The organism is Sorangium sp. So ce1014, assembly GCF_051521505.1.
Taxonomy (GTDB): Bacteria; Myxococcota_A; Polyangia; order Polyangiales; family Polyangiaceae; genus Sorangium.
In genome coordinates, this window is the sequence record NZ_CP150356.1 from 5079455 (window position 1) to 5104358 (window position 24904).

22 protein-coding genes are annotated in these 24904 nt (G+C 72.5%); 12 read left to right on the forward strand and 10 right to left on the reverse strand.

The features are described 5' to 3' along the window. The first annotated feature begins 188 nt into the window (after window positions 1-188). The 4 genes from WME75_RS19280 (at window position 189) to WME75_RS19295 (ending at window position 4376) form a co-directional block, all read left to right on the forward strand. Entirely contained in the window at window positions 189-821 is a 633-nt protein-coding gene (locus WME75_RS19280; RefSeq protein WP_437492901.1) for a class I SAM-dependent methyltransferase, read from the forward strand. Next, window positions 818-1780 (forward strand): NAD-dependent epimerase/dehydratase family protein, encoded by a 963-nt coding sequence (locus WME75_RS19285; RefSeq protein WP_437492903.1) that lies wholly within the window; start codon window positions 818-820, stop codon window positions 1778-1780. Before WME75_RS19280 ends, WME75_RS19285 begins: the two co-directional genes overlap by 4 nt. Window positions 1781-1831: 51 nt before the next feature. After that, window positions 1832-2503, forward strand: coding sequence for a glutathione S-transferase N-terminal domain-containing protein (locus WME75_RS19290; RefSeq protein ID WP_437492905.1), 672 nt, complete (start codon window positions 1832-1834; stop codon window positions 2501-2503). A gap of 124 nt (window positions 2504-2627) precedes the next feature. Beyond that, window positions 2628-4376, forward strand: a complete 1749-nt coding sequence (locus tag WME75_RS19295; RefSeq protein ID WP_437492906.1) for a cation:proton antiporter — start codon at window positions 2628-2630, stop codon at window positions 4374-4376. A gap of 37 nt (window positions 4377-4413) precedes the next feature. Here the strand turns inward: WME75_RS19295 and WME75_RS19300 are convergent, their stop codons facing one another. After that, window positions 4414-5352 carry a DMT family transporter gene (locus WME75_RS19300; protein ID WP_437494868.1) on the reverse strand — a complete coding sequence of 313 codons (939 nt, stop codon included), beginning with the start codon at window positions 5350-5352 and terminating at the stop codon, window positions 4414-4416. A gap of 301 nt (window positions 5353-5653) precedes the next feature. On the opposite strand from WME75_RS19300, the gene WME75_RS19305 reads away from it, so the two are divergent. After that, a complete protein-coding gene (locus tag WME75_RS19305) occupies window positions 5654-6529 on the forward strand; it encodes an MlaE family ABC transporter permease (protein ID WP_437492908.1) in 876 nt (291 codons plus the stop codon). Window positions 6530-6544: 15 nt separating this feature from the next. Beyond that, window positions 6545-7402: an MlaE family ABC transporter permease gene (locus WME75_RS19310; protein WP_437492910.1), complete on the forward strand. Its 858-nt coding sequence runs from the start codon at window positions 6545-6547 to the stop codon at window positions 7400-7402. A 39-nt stretch (window positions 7403-7441) separates the two neighbouring features. On the opposite strand, the gene WME75_RS19315 is transcribed toward WME75_RS19310, so the two are convergent. Beyond that, the gene (locus tag WME75_RS19315) at window positions 7442-8182 is read right to left on the reverse strand and encodes an ABC transporter ATP-binding protein (RefSeq protein WP_437492912.1); all 741 of its coding nucleotides are present in this window, start codon (window positions 8180-8182) and stop codon (window positions 7442-7444) included. A 146-nt stretch (window positions 8183-8328) separates the two neighbouring features. Here WME75_RS19315 and WME75_RS19320 point away from each other — a divergent pair, with 146 nt between their 5' ends. Further along, window positions 8329-9351: an MlaD family protein gene (locus WME75_RS19320; RefSeq protein WP_437492914.1), complete on the forward strand. Its 1023-nt coding sequence runs from the start codon at window positions 8329-8331 to the stop codon at window positions 9349-9351. A 101-nt stretch (window positions 9352-9452) separates the two neighbouring features. Here the strand turns inward: WME75_RS19320 and WME75_RS19325 are convergent, their stop codons facing one another. Beyond that, the gene (locus WME75_RS19325; protein WP_437492916.1) at window positions 9453-9668 is read right to left on the reverse strand and encodes an acetyl-CoA carboxylase biotin carboxyl carrier protein subunit; all 216 of its coding nucleotides are present in this window, start codon (window positions 9666-9668) and stop codon (window positions 9453-9455) included. A 458-nt stretch (window positions 9669-10126) separates the two neighbouring features. Here WME75_RS19325 and WME75_RS19330 point away from each other — a divergent pair, with 458 nt between their 5' ends. Genes WME75_RS19330 through WME75_RS19340 form a run of 3 tightly spaced genes read left to right on the forward strand, consistent with a single transcriptional unit; the run spans window position 10127 to window position 12439 of the window. Then, window positions 10127-10894: a hypothetical protein gene (locus WME75_RS19330; RefSeq protein ID WP_437492918.1), complete on the forward strand. Its 768-nt coding sequence runs from the start codon at window positions 10127-10129 to the stop codon at window positions 10892-10894. A gap of 19 nt (window positions 10895-10913) precedes the next feature. Beyond that, window positions 10914-11696 (forward strand): orotidine-5'-phosphate decarboxylase, encoded by a 783-nt coding sequence (pyrF, locus tag WME75_RS19335; protein ID WP_437492920.1) that lies wholly within the window; start codon window positions 10914-10916, stop codon window positions 11694-11696. Continuing rightward, a complete protein-coding gene (locus WME75_RS19340) occupies window positions 11693-12439 on the forward strand; it encodes a TrmH family RNA methyltransferase (protein WP_437492921.1) in 747 nt (248 codons plus the stop codon). The genes pyrF and WME75_RS19340 overlap by 4 nt, the downstream gene beginning before the upstream one ends. A 468-nt stretch (window positions 12440-12907) precedes the next feature. Here the strand turns inward: WME75_RS19340 and WME75_RS19345 are convergent, their stop codons facing one another. Both WME75_RS19345 and WME75_RS19350 read right to left on the reverse strand, forming a co-directional pair. Further along, window positions 12908-14080, reverse strand: coding sequence for a cysteine desulfurase family protein (locus WME75_RS19345; protein WP_437492923.1), 1173 nt, complete (start codon window positions 14078-14080; stop codon window positions 12908-12910). A gap of 37 nt (window positions 14081-14117) precedes the next feature. Continuing rightward, on the reverse strand, window positions 14118-15380 hold the full coding sequence (locus tag WME75_RS19350) for a hybrid sensor histidine kinase/response regulator (protein WP_437492925.1): 1263 nt from the start codon (window positions 15378-15380) through the stop codon (window positions 14118-14120). A 312-nt stretch (window positions 15381-15692) separates the two neighbouring features. On the opposite strand from WME75_RS19350, the gene lnt reads away from it, so the two are divergent. Further along, window positions 15693-17393 carry an apolipoprotein N-acyltransferase gene (lnt, locus tag WME75_RS19355; RefSeq protein WP_437492927.1) on the forward strand — a complete coding sequence of 567 codons (1701 nt, stop codon included), beginning with the start codon at window positions 15693-15695 and terminating at the stop codon, window positions 17391-17393. Between the two features lie 84 nt (window positions 17394-17477). On the opposite strand, the gene WME75_RS19360 is transcribed toward lnt, so the two are convergent. From WME75_RS19360 to coaE, 3 genes are all read right to left on the reverse strand, one after another. After that, the gene (locus tag WME75_RS19360) at window positions 17478-18128 is read right to left on the reverse strand and encodes a DUF72 domain-containing protein (RefSeq protein ID WP_437492929.1); all 651 of its coding nucleotides are present in this window, start codon (window positions 18126-18128) and stop codon (window positions 17478-17480) included. A gap of 103 nt (window positions 18129-18231) precedes the next feature. Continuing rightward, window positions 18232-19671: a ribonuclease H-like domain-containing protein gene (locus WME75_RS19365; protein WP_437492931.1), complete on the reverse strand. Its 1440-nt coding sequence runs from the start codon at window positions 19669-19671 to the stop codon at window positions 18232-18234. A 42-nt stretch (window positions 19672-19713) separates the two neighbouring features. Next, a complete protein-coding gene (gene coaE / locus WME75_RS19370; RefSeq protein WP_437492933.1) occupies window positions 19714-20346 on the reverse strand; it encodes a dephospho-CoA kinase in 633 nt (210 codons plus the stop codon). A 320-nt stretch (window positions 20347-20666) separates the two neighbouring features. Here coaE and WME75_RS19375 point away from each other — a divergent pair, with 320 nt between their 5' ends. Continuing rightward, window positions 20667-22658 carry an EAL domain-containing protein gene (locus tag WME75_RS19375; RefSeq protein ID WP_437492935.1) on the forward strand — a complete coding sequence of 664 codons (1992 nt, stop codon included), beginning with the start codon at window positions 20667-20669 and terminating at the stop codon, window positions 22656-22658. A 55-nt stretch (window positions 22659-22713) separates the two neighbouring features. On the opposite strand, the gene WME75_RS19380 is transcribed toward WME75_RS19375, so the two are convergent. After that, window positions 22714-23397, reverse strand: coding sequence for a cysteine hydrolase family protein (locus tag WME75_RS19380; protein WP_437492937.1), 684 nt, complete (start codon window positions 23395-23397; stop codon window positions 22714-22716). 84 nt (window positions 23398-23481) lie between these two features. Beyond that, the gene (locus WME75_RS19385; RefSeq protein WP_437492938.1) at window positions 23482-24858 is read right to left on the reverse strand and encodes a nicotinate phosphoribosyltransferase; all 1377 of its coding nucleotides are present in this window, start codon (window positions 24856-24858) and stop codon (window positions 23482-23484) included. Window positions 24859-24904 lie beyond the last annotated feature (46 nt).

Genomic DNA, 24904 nt, shown 5'->3' on the forward strand with positions numbered 1-24904 from the left:
AGAGGTGTTGTTTTCGCGATCTTACCGCTGTCCTGTCTGGCCACGGCCTCCCGGCTCCCCCGCGCGCTAGAGGCGGCCCGTGTCACGCTCGTCGAGCGCGGCGTGGCCCCGGGCGTTGCCGGTCCTCGCGCGCTCGACTAGCGTGGCGCGGCTCTCCGGCGCGTGCGGCGCGGGGGCTCGGATGTGGAATGACGGTCCTCGCGCGCGGCTTGTTCTCCTTGCATCATCGCCTGGTCCACGTGCCTCGCGTGGGCCGCGTCGCGCGGGCGCTGGCCGCGCAGGTGGGCCGCGCGGCGTCGCTGCTCGACGTGGGCGCGGGCGACGGCACGGTCGCGCTCGAGGTCGCGCGCCGGGTGGGCGCGCAGCGCGTCGTCGGCGTGGACGTGAAGGCGCGCCCCGGGGCGGCGCTGCCGGTCGTCGCGTACGACGGCGAGCGCCTCCCCTTCCCCGACGGGGCGTTCGAGGCGGTGCTCCTCGCCGACGTGCTGCACCACTGCGCGCGCCCCGGCGCGCTGCTCGCGGAGGCGCTCCGGGTCGCGTCGCGCGTCGTCGCGCTCAAGGATCACTTCCGGTTCGGCCCGGTCTCGGAGAAGGTCCTGCTCTGGATGGATCTCGTCGGGAACGCCGCGCCGGGCGTCGAGGTGCGCGGCACCTACTTCACGCCGGGCGAGCTCGCCGAGCTCGTGCGCGGCGCTGGCGGGCGCATCACCGGCCTCGACTGGCCGCTCAGGATCCACGACATGCCGTTCCGTCTCGTGACGCAGGATCGTCTGCAGTTCGCGGCGCGGGTCGAGCGCCTGGCCGCGGGAGGCGGGCGATGACCGGGCTCAGGTCGTTCGTCGTCGGCGGCGCCGGGTTCATCGGGAGCCACCTCACGGATCGCCTTGTCGAGCGCGGCCCCGTGACGCTGTACGACAACCTCTCGGTCGGGCGCCGCGCGTTCGTCGCCTCGCACCTCGCCTCCGGGCGCGCGACGCTCGTCGAGGCGGACGCCCTCGATCTGGATCGCCTCACCGAGGCCATGGCGGGCCACGACCTCGTCGTGCACCTCGCGGCGAACCCGGAGGCGCGCTGGGGGCTCGCGCGGACGCGGCTCGACCTCGATCAGGGGACGATCGCGACGTACAACGTGCTCGAGGCGATGCGCCGCGCGGGGGTGGGCCGGCTGATCTTCTCGTCCTCCGGGACGGTCTACGGCGACACGGCGCGGCGGTGCGCCGAGGGCGATCTCGGCGCCTTGCCGATCTCGCTCTACGGCGCGAGCAAGCTCGCGGGCGAGGCGCTCATCAGCGCCTATGTCGAGTGCTTCGGCCTCACCGCGTGGATCTACCGCTTCGGCAACGTGGTCGGGCCGCGCGGGACGCACGGCGCGGCGCTCGATTTCCTGAAGAAGCTGCGCGCCCTTCGGACGGAGCTCGAGGTGCTCGGCGACGGGCGCCAGTCGAAGCCGTACCTCGATGTCCGGGACTGCGCGGAGGGCATCCTGTTCGGCTTCGACCGGGCCGGAGAGCGGCTGAACCTCTTCAACCTCGCGCCCGAGGACGCGACCCGCGTCTCCCGCATCGCGGAGCTGTGCGTGGCGGCGTCGCCCTATCCCGACGCGGTGATCCGCTATCAGGGCGGCGAGCGCGGGTGGCCCGGCGACGTGCCGGTCTCGCGGATGGATCCGGGCAAGCTGGCGGCGCTGGGCTTCCGGGTGCGCCACACGAGCGACGAGGCGGTGCGCATGGCGGTGGAGGCGCTGGCGAGCGAGGTGTTCGGGGACGAGCCGGCGGGGTGATGCGCCGGGCGCGCTGCCGCCCGGGGGGGGCGACGGTGGTAGGCTCTGCACATGGCTGAGCTCACTCTCTATATTGGAAACAGGTCCTATTCGTCGTGGTCGCTCCGGCCCTGGCTCGTCCTGAAGCACGCCGGTGTCGAGCTCGACGAGGTGCTGATCCCGCTCAGGGCGCCCGGCGTCCGCACGCTGGAGATCCAGCGCCACTCGCCCTCGGGCAAGGTGCCGGCCTTGAAGCACGGTGCGCTCACGATCTGGGAGTCGCTCGCGATCGCCGAGTACGTGGCGGAGAGCTTCCCCGAGGCGAAGCTCTGGCCGGAGGCGCGCGACGCGCGCGCCGTCGCGCGGGCGGTGAGCGCCGAGATGGTGAGCAGCTTCGCCGCCCTCCGCACCGCGCTGCCGATGAACGTGCGGCGGAAGATCCAGGGCGTGGCGCTCACCGAGGCCGCGTCGCAGGACATCGCGCGCATTCAATCGATCTGGAGCGACTGTCGATCTCGCTTCGGCCAGGGGGGCGAGTTCCTGTTTGGCCGCTTCAGCATCGCCGACGCGATGTACGCGCCGGTCGCGACGCGGTTCGACACGTACGGGATCGAGCTCGACCCGGTCTCCCGCGGCTACGTGGCGTCGATCCTGGGGCTCCCCGCGATGCAGGAGTGGATCGCGAAGGCCAGGGAGGAGCCGCACGTCATCAAGGCGTACGAGGCGATCGGCGTCGTCGGGTAGGGGCGAGCACGGCGCGGGCGCGAGCTCGGCGCGCGCGGCGCGGCCGACGAGGTCGCACGGCCTTCGGCGCCCCGTCACGCGGTAGCGGCTGCGGTCGGTGAAGAGAAGCGCTACTAGTGCCGAAATGCCGCACGAACTCGACCTCATCCTCACGCTCACGGGCGGCTTCACCGCCGCGCTCGCGTTCGGTTTCATCACCCAGCGCCTGAGGCTGTCGCCCATCGTCGGCTATCTGCTGGCCGGGATCCTCGTCGGCCCGTTCACGCCGGGGTTCGTGGCGGACAAGGGGCTCGCCGACCAGCTCGCGGAGATCGGGGTCATCCTGCTGATGTTCGGCGTCGGCATGCAGTTCCACGTTCGCGAGCTCCTCGCCGTGCGGAAGGTCGCTGTGCCAGGCGCCCTCATCCAGATCGCCGTCGCCACCGCGCTCGGGGTCGTGGTCGGCCGCGCCGCGGGCTGGACGTGGGCCGCGTCGGTCGTCTTCGGCATCGCCATCTCGGTGGCGAGCACCGTCGTGCTCACGCGCGTCCTCAGCGACAGCCACGTCCTGCACACCCCCGCTGGCCACCTCGCCATCGGCTGGCTCGTGCTCGAGGACGTCTTCACCGTGCTCGTGCTCGTGCTGCTCCCCGCCCTGGTGGGCGGGGGCGGCGACGCGGGCGCGACGGGGATCGCCCTATCCGTGGGCCTCGCGGTCCTGAAGCTCGCCGGGCTCGTGGCCTTCGTCTTCATCGTCGGACAGCGCGTCATCCCCGCGCTGCTCGGGTATGTGGCGAAGACCGGCTCGCGGGAGCTCTTCACGCTGACGGTGCTCGTCGTCGCGCTCGGCGTCGCCGTCGGCTCGGCGAAGCTCTTCGGCTCGTCGATGGCGCTCGGCGCCTTCCTGGGCGGCCTGGTCGTCGGCCAGTCCGACTTCAGCTCGCGCGCCGCCTCGGAGGCGCTCCCGATGCGCGACGCGTTCGCCGTGCTGTTCTTCGTCTCGGTCGGCATGCTCTTCGACCCCACGCAGTTCGTCGCGAGCTGGCCGGTCGCCGTGGCGACGCTCGGGGTCGTGCTGATCGGCAAGCCCCTCGCCGCGCTCCTCGTGGTGGTGGTGCTCCGCCGCCCCCTCCAGACCGCCTTCGCCGTCGCGCTCTCGCTCGCGCAAATCGGGGAGTTCTCGTTCATCCTGGCGACGCTCGGCCGGCAGCTTGGCATCGTGCCGGACGAGGCCTCGCAGGCGCTCGTCGTCGCGTCGATCGTGTCGATCACCCTGAATCCTCTGCTCTTCAGCATCCGGGATCGCCTTGCGCGGTCGACGTCGGCGCTCTTCCTGCGGCGCGGCGCCGCGGCGGACGCCGTCGCCGAGGCCGCTCCGGTGGACGAGCCCGCGCACCGCACGGTCGTGGTGGGCTACGGCCCGGTCGGGCGGACGCTGACGCGGCTGCTCCGGGAGAACGGCATCGAGCCCACGGTCGTCGAGCTCAACCTCGACACGGTGAAGCAGCTGCAGGACCAGGGCATCCGCGCGATCTACGGCGACGCGACGCAGCGGGAGATCCTCGATCGCGCCGGGGTCGGGAAGGCCGACAGCCTGCTGTTCACGTCGGCGGGCGCGCCCGGAGACGGGGTGATCGAGCAGGCGAAGGGCATCAATCCGCGGCTGTTCGTCCTCGCCCGCGCCTTTTATCTGCGCGAGGTGGCCGCGCTGAAGAAGGCGGGCGCGGACGTCGTCGTGACCGGCGAGGCGGAGGTCGCGTTCTCGATGACCGAGCGCCTCCTCGTGCGGCTCGGCGCGACGGCCGAGCAGGTGGAGCGCGAGCGCGAGCGCGTCCGGAGCGAGTTCTTCGGCACCGGCACGCCGGAGCCTCACCCCGCGACGCCGGCCGGGTGACCTCACGGGCGAGCGCCGGCGGGCGCCGGGCTCGAGCTCAGCGCGATTTGCCGAGCCAGGTCACGCCGCCCACGACGAGCGCGAGCCCGACGACCTGCTGCCACGCGAACGGCTCCCCCAGGATGACCCATGAGAAGGCGATCGTGAGCACCGGGCCGAGCGTCGAGAACGTCGCGGCCCGGCCCGCGCCGAGCCGCCGGATCGCCTCCGCGAGCAGGACGATGGGGAGCACCGTGCTGATCGTCGCCATCGCCGCCGCGTACCCCCACACCGAGGCCGGGATCTCCCCCAGCCTGGCGGGGCTCCCCGTCGCCGCGTAGTGCGCCAGCACCATCAGGCACGAGGTCGCCCCGCAGTACGCGGCGAGGCGCGTCGAGCCGACCCTGGAGGCGAGCTTGCCGACTCCGATGTAGTAAAGCGCGTAGGTCACCGAGCTCGCGAACACCCACGCTCCGCCGACGGCGACGGTCCGCGTGTCCCCGGTTTGCACGAGATCGTGCCAGACGGCCGCCGCGAGGCCGAGGTAGCACACGGCGAGCGCGCCCCAGGCCTTGGCGCGCACCGGCTGCTTCAGCCACACCGCGCCGATCAGGAGGACGAGCGTCGGATACACGAACAGGATCAGGCGCTCGAGGCCGGTGCTGATGTACGTGAGCCCGATGAAGTCGAACAGGCTGGACAAGTAGTACCCGAGGAACCCGACGAGCAGCACGCCCCCCCAGAGGCGGGGCGTCATGGGCTCGGCGGCCTCTCCGCGCTCCCTCCGGGCGAGCCACAGGAAGAACGGCAGCGCGATGCCCATCCGCAGCGCGAGCAGCGACACCGCGTCGATAGGGTGCGCGGCGTAGGCGAGCTTCACGAAGATCGCCTTCAGCGCGAACGTCGCGGCGGAGAGGACGGCGAACGTCCGGCCATCGTCGAGCAGGCCAGTCGGGAGCTCGCCTGTCATGGTGCGCGCGCGCGCGCGATCGGACATGGGATCCGTTTTTCTTTTCGTCACGGGCTCGATCCGCTGTTGACCGGACGTCGTCACCAGCGGCGCCCGCCTCGGCCGGCGCTCCTCCGGCGGCCTCCGGCGGCCTCCGGCGTGAGACGAGCCAGCATTACGCGCGGAAGTCCGCGTTTGCCATCGCACAGGACGGCTTCGAAGCGAGGCATGCGCTTTTCAGATAGAGGACGATCTCCTGCTTGGGTAGCTGCCCGGGCCGCTGCGCACGCCGGATCACAGCGGATCGGGCCGCGCTCCCCGGGGGCCTTGGGCTAAGCTCCCTGTTCCGATGACGTCTCCCGCTGGCCCAGGCACCGCCGCGCGCGGCCCGGGTGCGCTCCCCGCGCCCGGCGGGCCGCCCGCGAGGCGGCTGCGCGCGCCGATCGCGCAGGAGCCCACCGGCGTGCACCAGGTCGGCGCCACGTTCCTGCAGATCGCCGCCACGGTGGGCGGCATGGCCGTGCTCGCGGGGCAGATCGCGACGCGCGTGGCCACGCTCCGCGTCGACGGCGCCGAGTTCATGCGCAACCTCTACAAGATGGGCGTCAAGTCGATGCCCATCGTCGCCGTGACGGCGCTCTTCACCGGCGCGATCATGGTCATCCAGGCGGCGCCGCTGGTCGAGCGCTTCGGCGCGCACGGCCTGCTCGGCTGGGGCGCGGGCTTCGGCACGCTCCGCGAGATCGCCCCGCTGCTCACCGCGCTCATGATCAACGGCCGCGTCGGCGCCAACAACACCGCCGAGCTCGGCACCATGGTCGTCACCGAGCAGATCGACGCCCTCCGCGTCCTCGCGATCGACCCGGTGAGCTTCCTCATCGCCCCGCGCTTCCTCGCGATGGTGCTGACGCTGTTCCTCTCGGTGATCTTCGCCGACGCGCTCGCGCTGATCGGCGCCGCCTTCACCGGCGATCTCCTGCTCGGCGTCGCCCCGGCCGTCTTCTACAACGGCCTCACGAGCGGGCTCCTCGGCATCGGCGACGTCATGAGCGGCCTCGTCAAGAGCGTCGTCTTCGGCGTCGTCCTCGCGCTCTCGAGCTGCCAGTACGGCCTCGGCGTGACCGGCGGCGCCCCCGGCGTCGGCCGCGCCGTCAACGCGACCGTCGTCGCCTCGGCCGCCGGCATCTTCATCCTCGACTACTTCGTCTCGTTCACGCTCGACTGATCGACGGCGCCGCGCATGCCCCCCTCCCACCCGAGCATCCCGGACCGCGCGAGCGCGGGCCCCCCCTCGAGCGAGCTCCGGGATCTCGCGCCCGAGCCGTCCGGCGTCGCCGCGGTCGGCAGCGCCGCGCTGTCCCTCTTCGCGTCGGCGCGCGAGCTCTACTCGTTATTTGTAAGGACACTTTACTACTGCGCGAGGGGCCGTCACGAGCCGGGCGCCGTGCTCGTCCAGATGTACGAGATCGGCAACAAATCGCTGTTCTTCCTGACGGTCGTGATGGGCTTCATCGGGATGATCATGGTCTTCCAGGCCGGCCAGCAGGCGAAGCGGGTCATCCCGGATCTGACCATGCTGGGCGCGACCTACCTCGAGCTGCTCATCCGCGATCTCGCCGCCTCGATCGGCGCGCTGATGCTCGCCACGCGGGTCGGCGCGGGCATCGCCGCCGAGATCGGCTCGATGGTGGTGACCGAGCAGGTCGACGCGCTCCGCATGTGCGCGGCCGATCCGATCGACTACCTCATCAAGCCGCGGTTCATCGCGAGCCTCCTCATGACCACGTGCCTCATCGTCTGGAGCGCCGCGGTCGCGTTCACCACGGGGATGGTCACCGCCTACAGCATGTTCGACGTGAGCCCCGAGACGTTCATGAACGTGAGCCTCGTCGACGCGGGCGATCTCGCGACCGGCCTCGCCAAGTGCCTGGCTTACGGCGCCGCGATTCCGATCGTCTCGGGCCACTCCGGCCTCTCGACCTTCGGCGGCAGCGAGGGCGTGGGCTGGGCGACGACGCGCGCGGTCGTGAACTCCTCGCTCGCCGTCATCATCCTCAACATGCTGATCTCGGCGGCTGCCTTCCTGATCTTCCGCTAGCCAGGCCGCCTCCCGCGTCGCCGCGCGGCGCCCGGCGCCTCACTCGATCGGCCCCTCGGCGCTCCCGGTGATGAACTGCTGGACGATCGCGTCCTGCGAGCCCTGGAACCCCCCGCGATCTCCGAGCAGGCGGACGAGCCCTTGATAGAGCATGACGATGCGGTCGGCGATCGTGAAGATGCTCACGAGATCATGGCTCACGACGATGCTCGTCACGCCGAGCGTGTCGCTCAGCTCGCGGATCAGCTTGTCGACGCGCCGCGCGCTCACCGGGTCGAGGCTCGTGGTCGGCTCGTCGAAGAGCACGTAGCGCGGGTCGAGCGTGAGCGCGCGGGCGATGGCGACGCGCTTGCGCATCCCGTCGCCGAGCTCCGGCGGGAAGCGGTCCCCGAACTCGCGCATGTGCACCTGCTCGAGCCGCCGCCGCGCCTCCGCGAGCGCCTCCTTCGGCTTGAGCCCCTTGTGCTTGCGGAGCGGGAGCGCGACGTTCTCGGCGCACGTCATCGAGTCGAACAGCGTCGAGTGCTGGAACACCATCGCGCACTTCATCCGGACCGGGTACATCCGGGCCTCGTCGAAGCGGCTCACCTCCTCGCCGTCCAGCCAGATCTCTCCGCCGTCCGGGTAGAGCAGGCCGACGAGGTGCTTGATGAGCACGCTCTTCCCGACGCCCGACTGCCCGATGATGAAGAACACCTCGCCGTCCTCGACGTCGAACGAGACGTCCTTGAGGACCTCTTTGGGCCCAAAGGATTTTCTGACATTTCGGAACGAAATCATCGCGGCCTGGGAGGCAAGTACGGTTGCGTCAGGGCAAAGGCAGCGCGAAGCGTCACGACGCGCGCCGAGAACAATGCGTCAGGGCAGCTGGATCCTGGCCTATTTCCCTCACCTCCCCGCCGCAGATCGGAGAAGATGAAGACCCCATGGCAAGCCCGCGATCGATCGAGGTCAAGGTCGGGATCCTCATACTCACGGCGCTCGGGCTCCTCGCCACGTTCATCCTCGTGATGGGCGGAGTCAACTTTCAGCCGAAGTACTCCCTCTACGTCGAGTTCGATAACCCGGGCGGCCTGCAGACCGGGGCGCCGGTGAAGATCGCCGGGGTGGAGGTCGGCAAGCTCAGCGAGATCCACTTCCGCGGCGGCCAGCTCGGCAAGGACGGCAGGCGCGAGCCGCTCGTGCGGATCCAGCTGCGCGTCGAGGAGCGCTACCAGCAGAGCATCCACGACAACGCCACGTTCTACGTCACGACGCAGGGCGTGCTCGGCGAGCAGTTCCTCGCGATCGAGCCCGGCTCGACCGATCGGCCGGTGCTCCCCGCGAACGCGGTCGTCCGGGGGCTGGATCCGCCGCGCCTCGACATGCTCCTCGCCGAGGGCTACGAGCTCCTGCACGCGACCGTCACGGCGATGCGCGAGCACCGCGAGGAGGTCGGCGAGGCGTTCGACGGGCTCCGGAAGACGCTGAAGGGCACCGGCGAGTTCATGCACCGGAACCAGGACCGGCTCGATCGCATCGCCGAGAACGTCGAGCAGATGAGCCTCGACGGCACGGATCTCGTGAAGGACGCCCGGCAGAAGTACGTGCACAACCCGCAGATCGACCGGATCCTCGCGAACGCCGATCAGGTGAGCAGCACGGCCGCGCGCGATCTGCCGCCGCTCATGACGGACGCGCGCGAGACGCTGGCCAACGCGCGCCGGCTGTCGACCACGGTGGGCGGCGAGACGGAGCAGGCGAAGATCAAGAAGACGCTCGACGACATCGCCGAGATCGCGGGCAGAGCGAGGTCGGCGACCGCCGACGCTCAGGCGGTCCTCGCCCACGTCAAGCGCGGCAAAGGGACGGTGGGCGCGCTGGTGATGGATGAGCAGCTGTTCGACGACCTGCAGGAGCTCGCCCGCGACCTCAAGCACAACCCCTGGAAATTCTTCTGGCGCGAGTGATCGGCGCCGTGGCCGAGCCCCGCGGCCGCCCTTGCGAGGGGCGGCCGCGCGCCGGCGCGGGGCAAGTCCGTGAAAACGCGGACGCGGGTCGGCCCGGGCGGTCAGGCCAGCCTGATCAGCGGGGCACCTTCGGTGACCGAGGCCCCCTCGGTGACGAGGACCTCCTCGACGGTCCCCTCCTCCTCGGCCTCGACGGGCATCTCCATCTTCATCGACTCGAGGATGACGACAACGGTCCCCTCTTCGACCTTGTCGCCCGGCTTGACCTCGATCTTCCAGACCGTACCGGTGATGTGCGCCTTGATGACGTTTGCCATGGGCGCGCGAACCTACCGGAGAGCCACCGAGAATCCAACGGGACCGTGGCGCGCGGCGCGGCCTCGGGCGGTCCGTGCTCGGGCGTCCCCCAGGCACCCTCTCTGGACGGTCGAGGTCGCCCGGTGGCGCGGACACGCAGGACGGCGCCGGTGGGCAGGTGCGCGCGCAACGGACGTGGGGACGTGGAAGGGACGTGGAGGGGACGTGGAGACGTGGAAGGGACGGAGCGCTGCGATTTCCGCTGGTACCTGCGGTGCACCACGGCGATAATCTGGCTGGCGGTTCCGCGGTTCCTCGACATCGCGAGGGTCGCGGTGATCGCGAATAATTGCGTGAAAGCCGCTCTGCGGGTCAGAATCGTCTTGCTCGGTGGCCCCACCCAGGGCGACCTGCAGGTTCTCCGCGCCGCCCCTTGGTAGCCCAACCGCACGCGCTCGATCGAAGGAGCCACGAGGTCATGTCGGAACAGAAGGAAAGCTCGGTCCTGTTCTCGCTCAAGGAGCTGATGAACCTCGAGGAGGATCGCATCAAGACCGAAGAGGCCCAGAAGGCCGCCGCCGCCGCCGCCGCCGAGAAGGCGCGCGTCGAGGCGGAGCGCGCCGCGCGCGAGGCCGAGGAGCTGCGCATTCGCACCGAGGAGGAGCGCCGTCGCAACGAGGAGCGTCGCTCCCGCGAGGAGACGGCGCGGCTCGAGGCGATCCGGCAGGCCGAGATCGAGAAGGCGCGCGTCGAGGCCGAGCAGCGGGCGCGGCTCGAGGCGATGGCCGCGCAGCAGCACCACGAGCGCTCGCTCGCGGCGCTGCAGCAGGACGAGTCGAAGAACAAGCTGCGCAAGCTCCTCATCGGCGGCGCCATCGCCAGCGCGCTGGTGATCGGCATCGTCACCGTCGCCGCCGTCAAGTCGTCCCAGGACAACGAGGCGCGCATCGCCGCCGAGGCCGCGCGGGCCCGCGATCTCGAGGAGGCGAACAAGCGGCTCGAGGCGCAGTTCAAGGAGTCCGAGTCCAAGATGTCCGGGCTGCGCGACCAGCTCTCGAGCGCCAAGGACGAGGCGACGCGCCTCGCCCTGCAGAAGCAGCTCGAGGCCGAGCAGCAGAAGCAGGAGCAGCTGCGCCGCGGCGGCGGCAGCGGGCGTCCGGCCGCGGGCGGCCAGCCGGCGAGCGGCGGCGGCACCAAGGCCCCCTGCAACTGCGCCCCTGGCGATCCGCTCTGCAGCTGCCTCTGACGCGGAACGGGAACACCGAATGGCGAACACCGGCTCCGTCAGGCAGCGGACGAGCCTCGGCGGCAGCTCGCTCGACGAGGCGCGCCGCAGGCTCGTCTTCCCGCTCGATTTTGCGACCCTGGACGAGGCGAGGGCGGCGGCGACCCGCGTCGCTCCCTCGGTCGGCGTGCTCAAGGTCGGCCTGGAGCTGTTCGTCCGCGAGGGGCCGGCCGCGATCGAGATCGGCAGGTCGCTCGGCCTCGACGTCTTCCTCGATCTGAAGCTGCACGACATCCCCGAGACGGTGGCGCGCGCGGTGGCGAGCGCCGCCGCGCACGGGGTCCGTTACCTGACGGTGCACGCGGCCGGCGGCGCCGAGATGCTGAAGCGCGCGGCCCAGGAGGCGGCGCGCTCCCAGGAGCTGATCCTCCTCGCCGTCACCGTGCTCACGTCGCTGGACGACGGCGATCTCGCCGCGCAGGGCGTCCAGGGGAGCGCTTCGGAGCACGTGGTCCGGCTGGCGCAGCTCGCGCGCGGCGCCGGCATCCACGGGTTCGTCGCCTCCCCGCAGGAGGTGCCGGCGCTGCGGCAGGCGCTCGGGCGGGGCGAGCTCCTCGTGACGCCGGGCATCCGCCTCGGCCCCGGCCCGGCCGGCGCGCGCGCCGACGATCAGAAGCGCATCGCCACGCCGTCGGCCGCGATCTCGGCCGGCGCCGATCTCCTCGTCGTCGGCCGGCCGATCCGGGACGCCGCCGATCCACTCGCCACCGCGCGCTCCATCGTCCAGGAGATCGCGCACACGCTCCACCCGCCGCGCACGTGAGCCGCCTCGTCTACGGTCTTCAGCCGGTCCGGGAGGCGATCCGCGCGCACGGCGCGCGGGTCAGCTGGGCCCTCGTCCAGCGCGACGGCGGCCCGAAGCTCGACGCGCTCGCGCGCCTCGCGGAGGGCCAGGGCATCCCGACCGAGCGCGCGCCCCGCAACGAGCTCGATCGCCGCAGCGCCGGCGGCCGCCACCAGGGCGCCGTCGCGTCGGCGCCCGAGCTCCAGATCGTCGGGGTCGACGCGATCCCGGTCGTCGAGGAGGGCGAGCCCGGCGCCGGCACGATCACGGTGGCGCTCGACGGCGTGATGGATCCGCAGAACTTCGGCGCGGTGATCCGCAGCGCCGTCGCCCTCGGCGCGCGGGCCATCCTGTGGCCCGAGCACAGCTCGGCGCCGCTCACGCCGGCGACGTTCCGCGCCTCCGCCGGCGCGATCGAGCACGCGAGGCTCTGCCGTGTCCGCTCCTTGCCCGACGCCCTGGAGTCCCTCGCCGCCCGCGGCGTCGCCGCGATCGCGCTCGACGCCCAGGGCCCGGTGGAGCTCGGCGATCTGCCCCTGACCGGCCCTGTCTGCATCGTCATCGGCGCCGAGGACAAGGGCACGCGCCGCTCGGTCCGCCGCGTCTGCCAGCACGTGGCCCGGCTCCCGATGACCGGCCCGATCTCCTCGCTGAACGCCTCGGTCGCCGGGGCGATCGCGCTCTACGAAGTCGTCCGGCAGCGCCGCACGTCGCGCGCGTAGTCCGGCAGCAGCCCTCGCCCCGCGACGCCAGCCGCCCGGCGACCACGGCGATCCGCGCGCCATGCGCCCGTACGACCAGCGCCGTAGGCATTCCCGTAGCCTCACGGGAATATCGCTCGTTTGAGCGCGCGCAATCGGTCTGGGCTCGGTGCGACCGCGCGCTGCGAGGTCGTCCGGGAACGCCGTAGGTCAAACCCTTAGCCAGGCAAAATTTGTAACAAATTTGCGTGGATACGCGTGATGTGTGATGTGGGTTCGAGCAGCGCCTCCATTGCTGAACAGGCTCGCAGGAAGACGACCGATTCGATCCATTCAATGGATCGACAAAAAGAATCCACACCCCCCTCGAAAAGCTCAGTCACTGCGGAGGGTTACCCCTGTGGACTCACCCTTCTCTGCGCGGTTATCCGGAATGGCTCGAGGGATGGTTCAAGAATCGGGGGGGTCCCGGTAAGCGGCTGGATCGGCTCAGCTTCGGGCTGGAAGTGACCGCAGGCGGGAGAGCACGCGGGCCATCCGGAGCGCGGCCTCGGCCAGGTCGGTCTCGGTCGTGTCCTCGCCGATCGAGAAGCGCACGGCGGAGGCTGCGCGCTCGGGGCCGAGCATCGCGGTGAGGACCGGGGACGGCTCGGCGGTCCCGGCGCTGCAGGCCGCGCCGCTGGACGCGGCGACGCCCTCCAGGTCGAGCGCGGCGCAGAGCTCGTCGCCGCGCCAGCCGGGCCAGGACAGGTTCGTGACGTGGGGGGCGCGCGCGCCGTCCCCGTTGCGGAGGGGCGCCGCGCCGGCCGCGCGCCCAACCTGGGTGAGCGCGGCCTCGAGGCGATCGCGGAGCGGGGCGAGCGCCGCGTACCGGGCGGGCGCGTCGATCGCTCGCCCGGCGGCCACGGCGAAGCCGGCCGCGGCGAGCGGGTCCTGTGTCCCGGGCCGCATCCCGCGCTCCTGGGCGCCGCCGAGCAGGACGGGCCGGAGCCGGAGGCCCGGCCGCCCCGCGAGCGCTCCGATCCCCTTCGGGCCCCGGATCTTGTGGGCCGCAACCGACACGAGATCCGCCCCGGCCCACGCCTCCGGCGGGAGGCGTCCCACCGCCTGGACGGCGTCCACGTGGAGCCGCGCCCGGCGGGCGTGGACGATCGCCGCCGCCTCGGCGACCGGCTGGACGACCCCCGTCTCGTGGTTGACCGCCTGGAGGCTCACGAGCCGCACGGGCGCGACCGCTGCCGCCCGATCGATGGCGTCGGCGATCGCCTCCGGCGCGACCCGGCCGGACGGCTCGGGATCGACCCAGGCGACGTGCACGCCGCGGGCGGCGAGCCCCTCCGCGGCGCGGGTCACCGAGGGGTGCTCGATCCGCGAGACCACGAGCGCGCCGGCCTCGTCCCCGAAGGCGTGCCCGAGCGCGAGGTTGTTGGCCTCGGTCCCGCCCGAGGTGAAGGTCACGTCGCGCGCGTCGAACCCGGTCAGCCGGGCGACCGCCTCCCGCGCCTGCTCGACGAACGCGCGCGCCCGCCGCCCCGGTCCATGCACGCTCGCCGGGTTGGCCCAGGCCACCTCGGCGGCGGCCTGCATCGCCGCCAGGACCTCGGGGTGCGGCGGCGTCGTGGCGTTCCAGTCGAGATAGATGACGCTGGAGGCAGGGCGCATCAGGACGGCGACGGAGAGGCAGGGCGCATCAGGACGACTACGGATCGGCGGGCGGCGACGAGGGCGGGCCGAGCCGGCCCGGCGAGCTGCCGTCGTCCTGGAGGGGCGCGCGCCGGGCGACGGTCAGGTAGAACGCCGATCCGGTGAGCGTCTCGCCCTCGATCACCTCGTTGCTGGGCGACACGACGCGCAGGTCGCCGCCGAGCCCGCGGGCGGTGCGCCGCGCGATCGCGAGCCCGACGCCGACGCCGCCGTAGGCGCGCGTGGCCGAGCCGTCGACCTGGTAGAACGGCTCGAAGATGCGCTGCAGGCGGTCCGCCTTGACCCCGGGCCCCGTGTCGGCGACGCAGAGCTCGTAGTGCCCCGACTGGAGCACGCTGACGCGCACGCCCGCGGTGCCGCCGGCCGGCGTGAACTTCGCGGCGTTCTCGAACAGCTGGATCATCGCCCGCTGCAGCCGGCCCGCGTCGCCCCAGGCGGGGAGCGGGCCGCGCGGCAGGTCCTCGACGAGCTGCACCTTCCCCTCGGCGAAGCGGTCGGCCACCTGCGCGAGGGCGCGCCGCGTGGTGTCGAGGAAATCGTACTCCGAGTGCATGAAGCGCATCCGGCCCGTCTCGATGCCGGTCACGTCGAGCAGGTTGTCGATGAGCGACCGGAGCCTGCGAACGCAGTCCTCCATCGCGAGCAGCGCCTTCTTCTGCGCCTTGTTGAGCGGGCCGAGCTCCTCGTCGGCGAGCAGCTTCACGTACCCGACGATCGGGGTCATCGGGGTCGCGAGCTCGTGCGAGATGTTGCGGTAGAACTCGGTGCGCGCGGCGTCGAGCTCGCGGAGCCGGGCGTTGGCGCGCGAGAGCTCGGCCACCTTCTGCTCGAGGTGGGCGACGATGCGCTGGCTCTGCTCGCGCAGCCGGAGCGGCCCCTGCGACGCGGGGAGCTCCTCGCGCGCGCCGCTGAGGTAGCGGGCGATGACCGCCGAGAAGGAGCGCGCGTCGATCGGCTTCTGGAGGAAGCCGTCGCAGCCGACGGCGAGGCTCGTGTCCCGATCCCCCTCGGCGGTGATCGCGACGATGGGGACGCCGGCGAGCGACGCCTCGCCGCGCAGGCGCAGGGTGACCTCGAACCCGTCGAGGCCGGGGATGTTCAGATCGACGAGGACGAGGTCCGGGCGAAGCGTGCAGGCAAGGCGCACCCCTTCGAGCCCGTCGGCGGCCTCGACGACCTCGTAGCCGGCGCTCTGGAGCAGCTTGCGGACGAGCAGGCGGTTCGCGGGATCATCCTCGATGTGAAGTATCTTCGACATGGGCTCTGCGTGCGCATAGTAGTCGCGATCGACGGGGGTCAGGCACGTTCTGCGTTACTTTCCACCGCCTGACCGGGTCCGCCGGCCCGGCCGGTGCCCGGGTCGTCCGCTTGGAGCGCGCGCTTGCGCCGCGCTCGTTCCTGCGGTCGTGCTGAGCTCGTCCCCGCGCGCGCCGAGCGGGTTGCCAGGCGAGCGCCGAGCGGGTTGACGACCGGCGGCGCCCATCCAATACGGGGGCGCCATGCCCGGCCCCTTCAGGTTCCACCGCGCCTTCGCCGCGGCGCGCTGCTTCCCCTTCCCCCGGCGCTCCCGATGACGACCGCGCACCAGCAAGAGAGCGAGGCCGCCGACGTCGGAGGCGGAGCGGCCGAGCACCTTCCTCGGCCGGAAGCGCCGGGCAGCGCGAGCGCCCCGCGCGCGAGCGCCGACGGCGCGGCGCGGCCGCTGCCCGCGCGCCTCTCCTACGGGCTCGCGGCGCTCTCCGGCTTCCTCTACTTCCTCGGGTTTCCGGGGATGGATCTCTGGCCGATCTCGTTCTTCGGCCTCGTCCCGCTGATCGTGGCGCTGCGCGGACAGACGCCGCGGCGCGCGGCGCTGCTCGGCTGGATCGCCGGCTTCGTCATGACGATGACCGGCTTCTACTGGCTGCTCGAGATGCTGCGGGTGTTCAGCGGCTTCCCCACGATCCTCTGCACGGTCTTCATGGCCATCCTCTGCGCCTACCAGGCGGGACGGATCGCCCTGTGCGGCTGGCTCTACGGGCGGGCCGAGGCGCGCGGCTGGCCGGGCGCCGTGGCGTTCGCGCTCGCGTTCGTGACGAGCGAGCTCGTCTATCCGCTGCTCTTCCCCTGGTACTACGGCGCCTCGGTCCACAACGCCCCGGTGATGGGCCAGGTCGCGGATCTCGGCGGCCCCTACCTCGTCGGGCTGGTGCTTGTCGCCGCGAACCTCGCGATCGCCGAGATGGTGAAGCTCTGGCTGGATCGCGCGCCGCGCGAGGCGGGCGGCGACGCCGGCCCGTCGCGGCCCGGCCGCCCGCTGAACCGCGCGGTCGTCGCGGTGGGCGTCGCGGCCCCCGCCCTCGCCGCCGTGTACGGCCTCGTCCGGATGCGCGCCGTGGACGCGGCCGTCGCCGCGGCCGAGCCGATCAAGATCGGCATCGTCCAGCCGAACCTCGCGCTCTTCGACCGCCGGAACGCGGTCAAGATCCACCTGAAGAGGACCCAGGAGCTCGCGAAGCAGGGCGCTGGGCTCGTCGTGTGGAGCGAGGCGGGCGTGCCGCAGGCGTTCCGCGAGTCGGCCTACAAGACCGAGGTCCAGCGGTCGCTCACGGGCCGCCTCGGCGTGCCCACCGTGGTCGGCACGGTCATCCACCGGCTCCCGGCCGACCGGAACGAGCGCGGCGTGAGCTTCAACACGGCGCTGATGGCCGGCAAGGACGGCGAGATCCTCGGACGGTACGACAAGCAGTACCTGCTCGCGTTCGGCGAGTACCTCCCGCTCGGCGACACGATCCCGTACCTCTACACGCTGTCGCCGAACTCGGGCCGGTTCAGCCCCGGCACGTCGCTCGCCCCGCTCGAGTGGGACGGCCACAGGATCGCGACGATGATCTGCTACGAGGACATCCTGCCGCACTTCGTGAACAAGCTGGTCGCCGAGGGCGACCCCGACCTCCTCGTCAACCTCACGAACGACGCCTGGTTCGGCGACTCGACGGAGCCGTGGATCCACCTCGCGCTCGCGAAGATGCGCGCCATCGAGCACCGCCGCTACCTCGTGCGCGCCACGAACAGCGGCGTCTCGGCGATCGTCGACCCGGTCGGCCGGGTCGTCGTGCAGAGCGACACGTTCAAGGAGCAATCGCTCCTCGGCGAGGCGCGGTTCATGCGCGCGCAGACTGTCTACGGGACCGTGAAGGACATCCCGTGGTACGTCGCCGCGGTCGTGAGCGTCGCCATGGCGCTGTTCACGCGTCCGGAGCGCCTGCGCCTCCGGCGCGCCGAGCGCTGAGCCACGCGTCCGGAGCGCCGCTCCCCGGCGCGCCGGACGCTGAGCCTCGCCGCCGGGGCGCGCCGCCCGCGCGGCGCGCCCGCGTCAGATCTTCATCGCCTTCTTGAAGCGCTTCGCGTCGGCGAACATGTCGACGTTCGTGAACACGTACGTCGCGTCGTCGTGCTTCGCGCCGCGCGCGATCTCGGCGAGCCGCTCGATCGCCGGGTCCTCGTAGCGCGACTTGTGCCCCGCCGGGCCGTGCAGGCGGTAGTAGGCGACCTTCAGCCGCGAGAGCCCCGCGATCAGCGGATCGCGCGCGGCGAGGGCGCCGACCTCCTGGGTGAGCTCGTCGCTCTCGTCCGGAGCCCACCCCGGCGGCGGCTCGAAGACGACGCGCTCGAAGCGCTTCTTCACGCTGGCAAGGAACTCGCGCAGGATGGCCTTGTTCGCGCGCGTCGGCGTGAACTCCGGGGGACCGACGAAGACGGCGCTCTTCGCCTCGAGCTCGTCGGCGACGGCCTCGATGCTCTTGAGAGCCGTCTCGATCACCTTGCCGTCCCTGAACCCCTCCTGCCCGATCTCACGCGGACCGAGCAGGGCAAATCGAAAGCCGACCGGAGCTTCGCGCCGCCAGCGCCGGATCGTTCCAGGTCCCGGAAGGGACACATGGGTCTCCTGCACCTCCACGAACATAAACTCGCGGAAATAGCGCGTCGCTGGGACGGGGAAACCGGCGCAGCCGACGGTAATCATCGCCCCCACCCTAGCCCACGCACGCCCCGGCGAGAAGCCAGACGGATGGATTTCTCGATCGGACCGTCCGGACCCCCGAACCGCGGGACTGCGGGGTGCCCGCTCACGCTCCGCCCTTGCGTCGCGGCGCGGCGGCGGGCAGGGGGCAAGGCCGCGCTCCGGCGGCGGCCTCGGCGCGCTCGAACGGCAGCGCGAGCGCGGCGCCGGCGGCGCTGCGATCGAGCTTGCGCCGCAGGCGGGCTCTGCGGCGGGCCTGCGCGGGCTCGGGCTCGGCGGTGCCCTGGTCGGCCAGGTCGAGGGCGCGGGCGAAGGCGCGGACGTGGTGCTCGTAGAGCTTCGCCAGCGCGAGGCGCACCGCGGGATCGTCGATCTCGGCGGCGAGCGCCTCGTAGTCCGAGAGCGCCCGCGCCTTGTCCCCGCGCGCCTTCGCGATGTCGCCGCGCGCGCGGCGCGCGACCGCGCCCCCGCCGCGCTCGACGGCCGCGTCCGCGAGCTCCGCCGCGCGCTCGAGCGCGCCCGCCCGCCGCAGCGTCGCCGCCGCCCCGGCGAGATCGCCGGCGGCGAGGCCGCCGAGCGGCTCGCCGTAGAGGCCGACCAGCGCGACCATCGCGAGCACGTCGGCCGCGTTGTGCTCGACGACGCCGAGCAGCGCGTCCTCGTCGCCGGTGCGCAGAAAGTGGGCGTAGCACGCGACGATCTCGCCGCCGGGCACGTCCCCGACGCGCACCCGGCCGAGCACGTCGTGCTCCAGGGCGATGAGCGTGCAGGTCTTCAGGCGCGCCTTGTGGATGCGGCGCGCGACGTGGACGAGATCGAGGTGCGGCAGCTCCGGCGGCGGCGGCAGGCGGTTCATCACGTAGCGCGTGCGCAGGAGCGGCATGTCGAACGCCTTGCCGTTGTACGTGACGATCATCGAGGCGTCGGCGAGGCGCTCGGCGAGGCGGCGCAGGATGGGCTCCTCCTCGCCGAGGCGGCGCAGGAGGAGCTGCTCCATGACGAAGGCGTCGGACGACGGCTCGCCGAGCGGCCCCGCGCCGGCGGCCCCGGGGTCGAACCAGGCGAGGCCGATCAGGAACGGCACGGTGCCCGTGCCGCCGGCGAGGCCCGTCGTCTCCGTGTCGAGGAACAGCGCCCTCCGCAGGTCGCAGCCGGCGAGCGCCGGGTCGAGCGCCAGGAGCGCGAGCATCGCCGGGTCGGCGTCGCGCGCGGCGACGAGCGGCGCGCGGCCGACGCGGGCCGCCGCGAGCGAGCGGGTGCGGCTCACGTAGAGCGGCCCCCCGGGCGTCTGCTCGACATAAAAGGGCAGCTCGCCGCGCGCCGGATCGGCCCTGGGCGTCGGCGGCGCGCCGCGCGCGACGATGCGAGAGATGCGCTCGCGCAGCTCGTCCAGCGACGGTCGAGCGCCGACCGCGGCGGGCGCTCCCGCCGCCGCGACCGGCGGCCGCGACGCCTCGCCCTGTGCGCTCGCGCCCGGGACCGCGCCGGCGCGTGGCTCCGTCGGGAGCGGCCCGAGCCGCGCGAGCTTCGACTTGAACGACGTCATCGGCCGGTCGCGAGACTTCCACGCCGGGCACTGCGCATCAAGTCAGCGTCCCGCCCGTTCAGCGCGGCCGCCGAGCTTCGCCCGGATCGAGGCGAGCACCTCGTCGGCCTGGCGCTCGGTCGCGGCGCGATCGCCGGCGTTGTCGATGACGTAGTCGGCGACCGCGACCTTGCTCGCGAGCGGGAGCTGCGCGTCGAGCCGGGCGCGCACCTGCTCCGCGGTCGCGCCGTCCCGCGCCATCGCGCGCGCGATCTGGACGGCCTCGGGCACCGCGACGACCACGAGCGGACGGAACGCGTCGGCGACCCCGTTCTCGACGAGGAGCGCCGCCTCGTAGCACGCCAGCGGCTCGCCTCGCGCCGCGAGCGCCGCGGCGCGCTCCAGCAGGAGCGCCGCGATGCGCGGGTGCACGATCGCGTTCAGCTGCCGGCGCTTGCCCGGGTCGTCGAACACCCTCGCGGCGACGCGCGCGCGATCGAGCGAGCCGTCCGGCAGCAACACCTCCGGACCGAAGGCGCGGACCACCTCGCCGAGCCCCTCGGTCCCCTCCGCCACCACGTCGCGGGCGAGCGCATCGGCGTCGATGACCGGAAGCCCCTGCGCGCGAAAGCGCGCCGCCACCGTGCTCTTGCCGGATCCCAGGCCGCCGGTGAGCCCGAACAGGACAAGCCCCATCGATGCCTCAGCCCGCACCGAGCGCGGTCCGCGCTCCCACACCGTCCCCCGATCCCGACACGTCACCACAACGCATCGCGTTAGCCCAGTCCTTCGTCGGCCTGTGGCCAGGCGTTTTTCGCTGAAGCTCGACAAATCGCCGCGGCGCCGGCGAAAGCACGGCGCGCAGGCGCCCCGAGCCCCGGCCCGGAGCGCCTGCTCTCCTCGTGACCACCCATGACCCGAGCCTACCCCAGCGGTGGGTCGTGGCCGTCGAGTTTCCTCGCCGCCGGCGCTTAAGAAGTCCGCTTCTCCGGGAATGCAACTACCATAACGGGGTGGTGGCAAAGATCGATGACCGGCCGGAGTCGAGCCTGCACGCCGCGTTCGATCGCTCGGACGCGCACCGTGGCTCGCCGGACAAACACCTCGCTGCGTGGCTGTCCGAGGTCGACGTCGGGCTGATCGAGATCGACGCCGAGCAGCGCGTGGTGCGCTGCAACGGCGCGGCCGAGCGGCTGACCGGCTGGTCGATCGTCGAGGCGCGCGGCGCGCTGCTCGATCGCGTGCTCCGCCTGATCCCGGCGGCGGGGACGACGAGCGGAGATCCGGACATCGACGTCGGAGAGATGAACGAGCTGTTCGACGACGGCGCGCCCGCGAAGCCCGCGCCGCCGCCGGCGCTCACGCCGCGGCGCGAGCCCGCGGTGCCGATCTCGCCGGTGATCATCGACGAGGGCGCGCTGCGCACGCCGGGCGCGCCGCTCGCCGCCCCCGAGGCGACCCGGCCGCCGGCGCGGTACACCGCGCTGCTCGAGCGCCGCGACGGCTCCGTCATCCCGATCCTCCACACGATCGGCGCGATCGCGGGGCGGCCCTCGCGCGATGGCCAGCGCGACTCGAAGCCGCCGCCTCCTCCCGGGCAGATCGTGCTCTTCCGCGAGCTCGGCGCGCCGGGGCCCCTGCCGATCCACCCGGCCAAGCCCCGCTACGACGCGCTGACGCGCCTCCTCGACCGGTACGCGATCATCGATCGCATCGAGGAGGCGCTCAACGACTGCAGGAAGACGGGGACGCCGTACGCGCTCTGTTACATCGACCTGGATCGCTTCCGCCTCGTCAACGCGACCTGCGGGCACGAGGCGGGGGACGATCTGCTCCAGTGGGTCGCGACGCGCGTGCACGAGATCGTCGGCCCGCAGGACGCGGCCGGGCGCATCGGCGGCGACGAGTTCGTGCTGCTGCTCGCGGGCAAGAGCGAGCGAGAGGCGGAGCGGATCGCGCGCGATCTGCAGATCTGCTTGCTCGAGTTCCGGTTCGGGTGGGCGGAGAAGACGTTCTCGATCGGCGCCAGCATCGGGCTCGTGGTGCTGACGCCCCACTTCGAGCGGGCGGTCGACGTGCTCGGCGCCGCCGATCACGCGTGCCGGATCGCGAAGGAGAACGGGCGCGGGCGGCTGCAGGTCTACCTCGACGACCAGCAGATGACGACGAGCCGGCGCTCGATGCAGTGGGTGGCGAGCCTGCAGCGCCACCTCGCCGAGGGGCGGCTGCGGCTCTACTCGCAGGGCATCCACCCGCTCGTCATGCCGGGCGCGGCGCCCCGCCCCCACGGCGCGCACTTCGAGGTGCTCGTGCGGCAGCTCGGCGAGGACGGCCGGCTCTACTCGCCCGTGGGCATCATCCAGGCGGCGGAGCAGAGCGGCCTGATCCACGTCATCGATCGCTACGTCGCGCGGCAGGCGTTCCGGCTGATCGGCGCGATGCCGCAGCACGCGCTCCGGCGCCTCGACACGTGCTCGATCAACCTGTCGGGCGTGTCTCTCCTGCGCGAGGGCCTGCTCGACTTCCTCGTCGAGCAGCTGCACCGGGCGCAGGTGCCGCCGAGCAAGATCTGCTTCGAGATCACCGAGACGGCGGCGCTCGCCAACCTCGGCGAGGTGCTGTGGTTCATGCAGGAGCTCGGCGCCATGGGGTGCCGGTTCGCGATCGACGACTTCGGCAGCGGGCACGCGTCGTACGGCTACCTGGAGAGCCTGCCGGTCGACTACGTGAAGATCGACGGCATGTTCGTGCGCGATCTGCAGGACAACACGCTCCACCGCGCGATCGTCGAGTCGGTGCAGCGGATCGGCGACACGCTCGGCATCAAGACCGTCGCCGAGCAGGTGGAGAACAAGGAGATCGCCGATCTGCTCACGACGATGGGCATCCACTACGCGCAGGGGTGGCACTTCGACAAGCCGCAGCCGCTCGTCGACCTCTGCGCGTCGCTGCGCGTCCAGGGCGAGCCGAGCGATCCCGGCGCGACGGGCTCTCCGGAGGGCCGCTGACGACGCCTCGCGGGCGCGCCCGGGTGATCGCGGCGCGGGGACCCCGCCGGGCTCGCTAGCGAAGCAGGGCGGACGACGTGGTGAGCGTGACGCCGGCGGCCTGCATCTCGGAGAGCGCGGCGGCGACGCCGGCCTCGGTGATGCCGGCGACGGCGTCGGTCAGGAGCGTCGTGCGGTAGCCGCGCCGCGCCAGCCCGAGGGCGGCGGAGCGGACGCAGTAGTCGGTCGCCACGCCGTACACGACGAGCTCCGGCGCGCCGCCGAGCGCCGCGGCGAGCTCGCGCAGGAACCCCTCGGCGAGGGGGTTCGCGAAGAGGCTGTAGACCTCCTTCTCGAAGTAGACCGCGTGGATCGTGCCCGTCGCGAGCTCGCGCACCGCCGCGTCGATGGGCGCGCGCTCGACGTTCGGGAGAAAGCGGAAGCGCGGCGGCAGCGTCCCCTCGACCTTCAGCCAGCCCGGCGTCCCCTTCACGCAGTGGTCCGGGAAGCCCGGTTTGTCGCCCTCCGGGGCCGGGACGTCGTTCGACGCGAACTCCCACGCGTCCCACGCGTGCGAGTCGACCGAGCCGACGATCGGGATCCCGTGCGCGACGGCGTGCTCCGTGAGCCTCCGGAACAGCGCGTTCGGCGAGCCCTTCACGTAGAGCGCGCCGGCCTCCTCGCAGAAGTCTCGCTGCACGTCCACGTCGACGAACACCCTCGGGGGCGGAGGTTGCCGGGTCACGTTGCCACTCGCCATGTGCTCTCTCCTCTCGCGCGCCGCTCACGTGGGGCGCGCCGCCGCGCCACCGCGGCCGCGCGCGCGGCGCCTCGCTCGATCTCGCTATCCTACGCCGGAGACGACGCGGGCGCGCACCGTCTCCACGAGCGCGCCGAGCTTGGGTGACACCTCGACCGGGAAGGGCGCGCCCGGCGAGGGGTCGTCGTCGATGCGCCGCAGCGCCTCCGGCAGCCCGGCGATCTCGGCGCGCACACGCGCCCGGACCGCGTCGAGCCCCTCGGGCGGCGCGACACGGGCACCCTGCCTCATCACGGGCGCGAGCAGCGGCTCGGCCCCGGGGCCCGCGGGCTCGCCGTCGAGCGCGATGACGTCGCGGGCGAGCCTCCCGGCCGGGTCGCGGAAGCGGTGCACCTGGTGCGCTCCGGGCAGCGTCGCCTTGCCCTCCGAGAACTTCGCGATGGGCGTGCGCGCTGCTCCGGAGCCCGGCTCGACGCCTCCAATCTCCACGAGCTTGTACACGCCGCCCAGCGCGGGGGAATCGATCGACGTCACGAGGTCCGTCCCGACGCCGTAGAGGTCGATGGGCGCCCCGGCGCGCCTCAGCTCGGCGATCCGGTGCTCGTTGAGATCGCCCGAGGCGACGATCTTCGCCGACGCGCACCCGGCGGCGTCGAGGATCCTCCGCACGGCCACGCTGAGCGCGCCGAGGTCGCCGGAGTCGAGCCGGACCCCCTTCAGCTTGTCGCGCGCGATCGCCGCCGCGCGCGCGGCGCCGACGAGCGTGTCGTACGTGTCGATGAGCAGGATCGCCGCGTTCGGGAAGACGGCGACGTAGCCCTCGAACGCGGCCTCCTCCGATGGGTGGGCCATGGTCCACATGTGCGCGGCCGTCCCGTGCACCGGGATGCCGAAGCGCATGCCGGCCTCCACGTTGGAGGTGCCGACGCAGCCGACCGCGTACGCGGCCCGCGCCGCGTCGAGCGCCGCCTCCGGGTGAGCCCTCCGGGTGCCGAACTCCATGACCCCCGCGTCGCCGGCGGCCAGGACGATGCGCGCGGCCTTCGACGCGATCGTGGTGGCGTGGTTGACGGCGGACAGGGCGAACGTCTCGATGAGCTGCGCCTCGATGATCGGCGCGGTGACGCGCAGGAGCGGCTCGTTCGGGAAGAACACCGTCCCCTCGGGGACGGCCCACACGTCGCCGTGAAAGCGGAAGTCCCGCAGGTAGCTGCAGAACGCCGGCGTCATCGCGTCCGCGAGGGCGGGGAGCGCGCTCAGGTAGGCGATCTGCTCGTCGGTGAAGCGGAGCTGCTCGAGGTAGCGCAGGACGCGCTCGAGGCCCATCGCGACGAGGAAGCGCCGGTGCCTGGGCAGCCGCCGCACGAAGAGCTCGCACGTCGCGACGCGCGAGGCCATGCCGCGGTGGAAGTACCCCGCCGCCATCGTCAACTGGTAGAGATCGGTGTGCAGCGCGTCCACCGCTCATGGCTAGAGACGCTGGACGGAAGGGTCAACCTGAAGATCG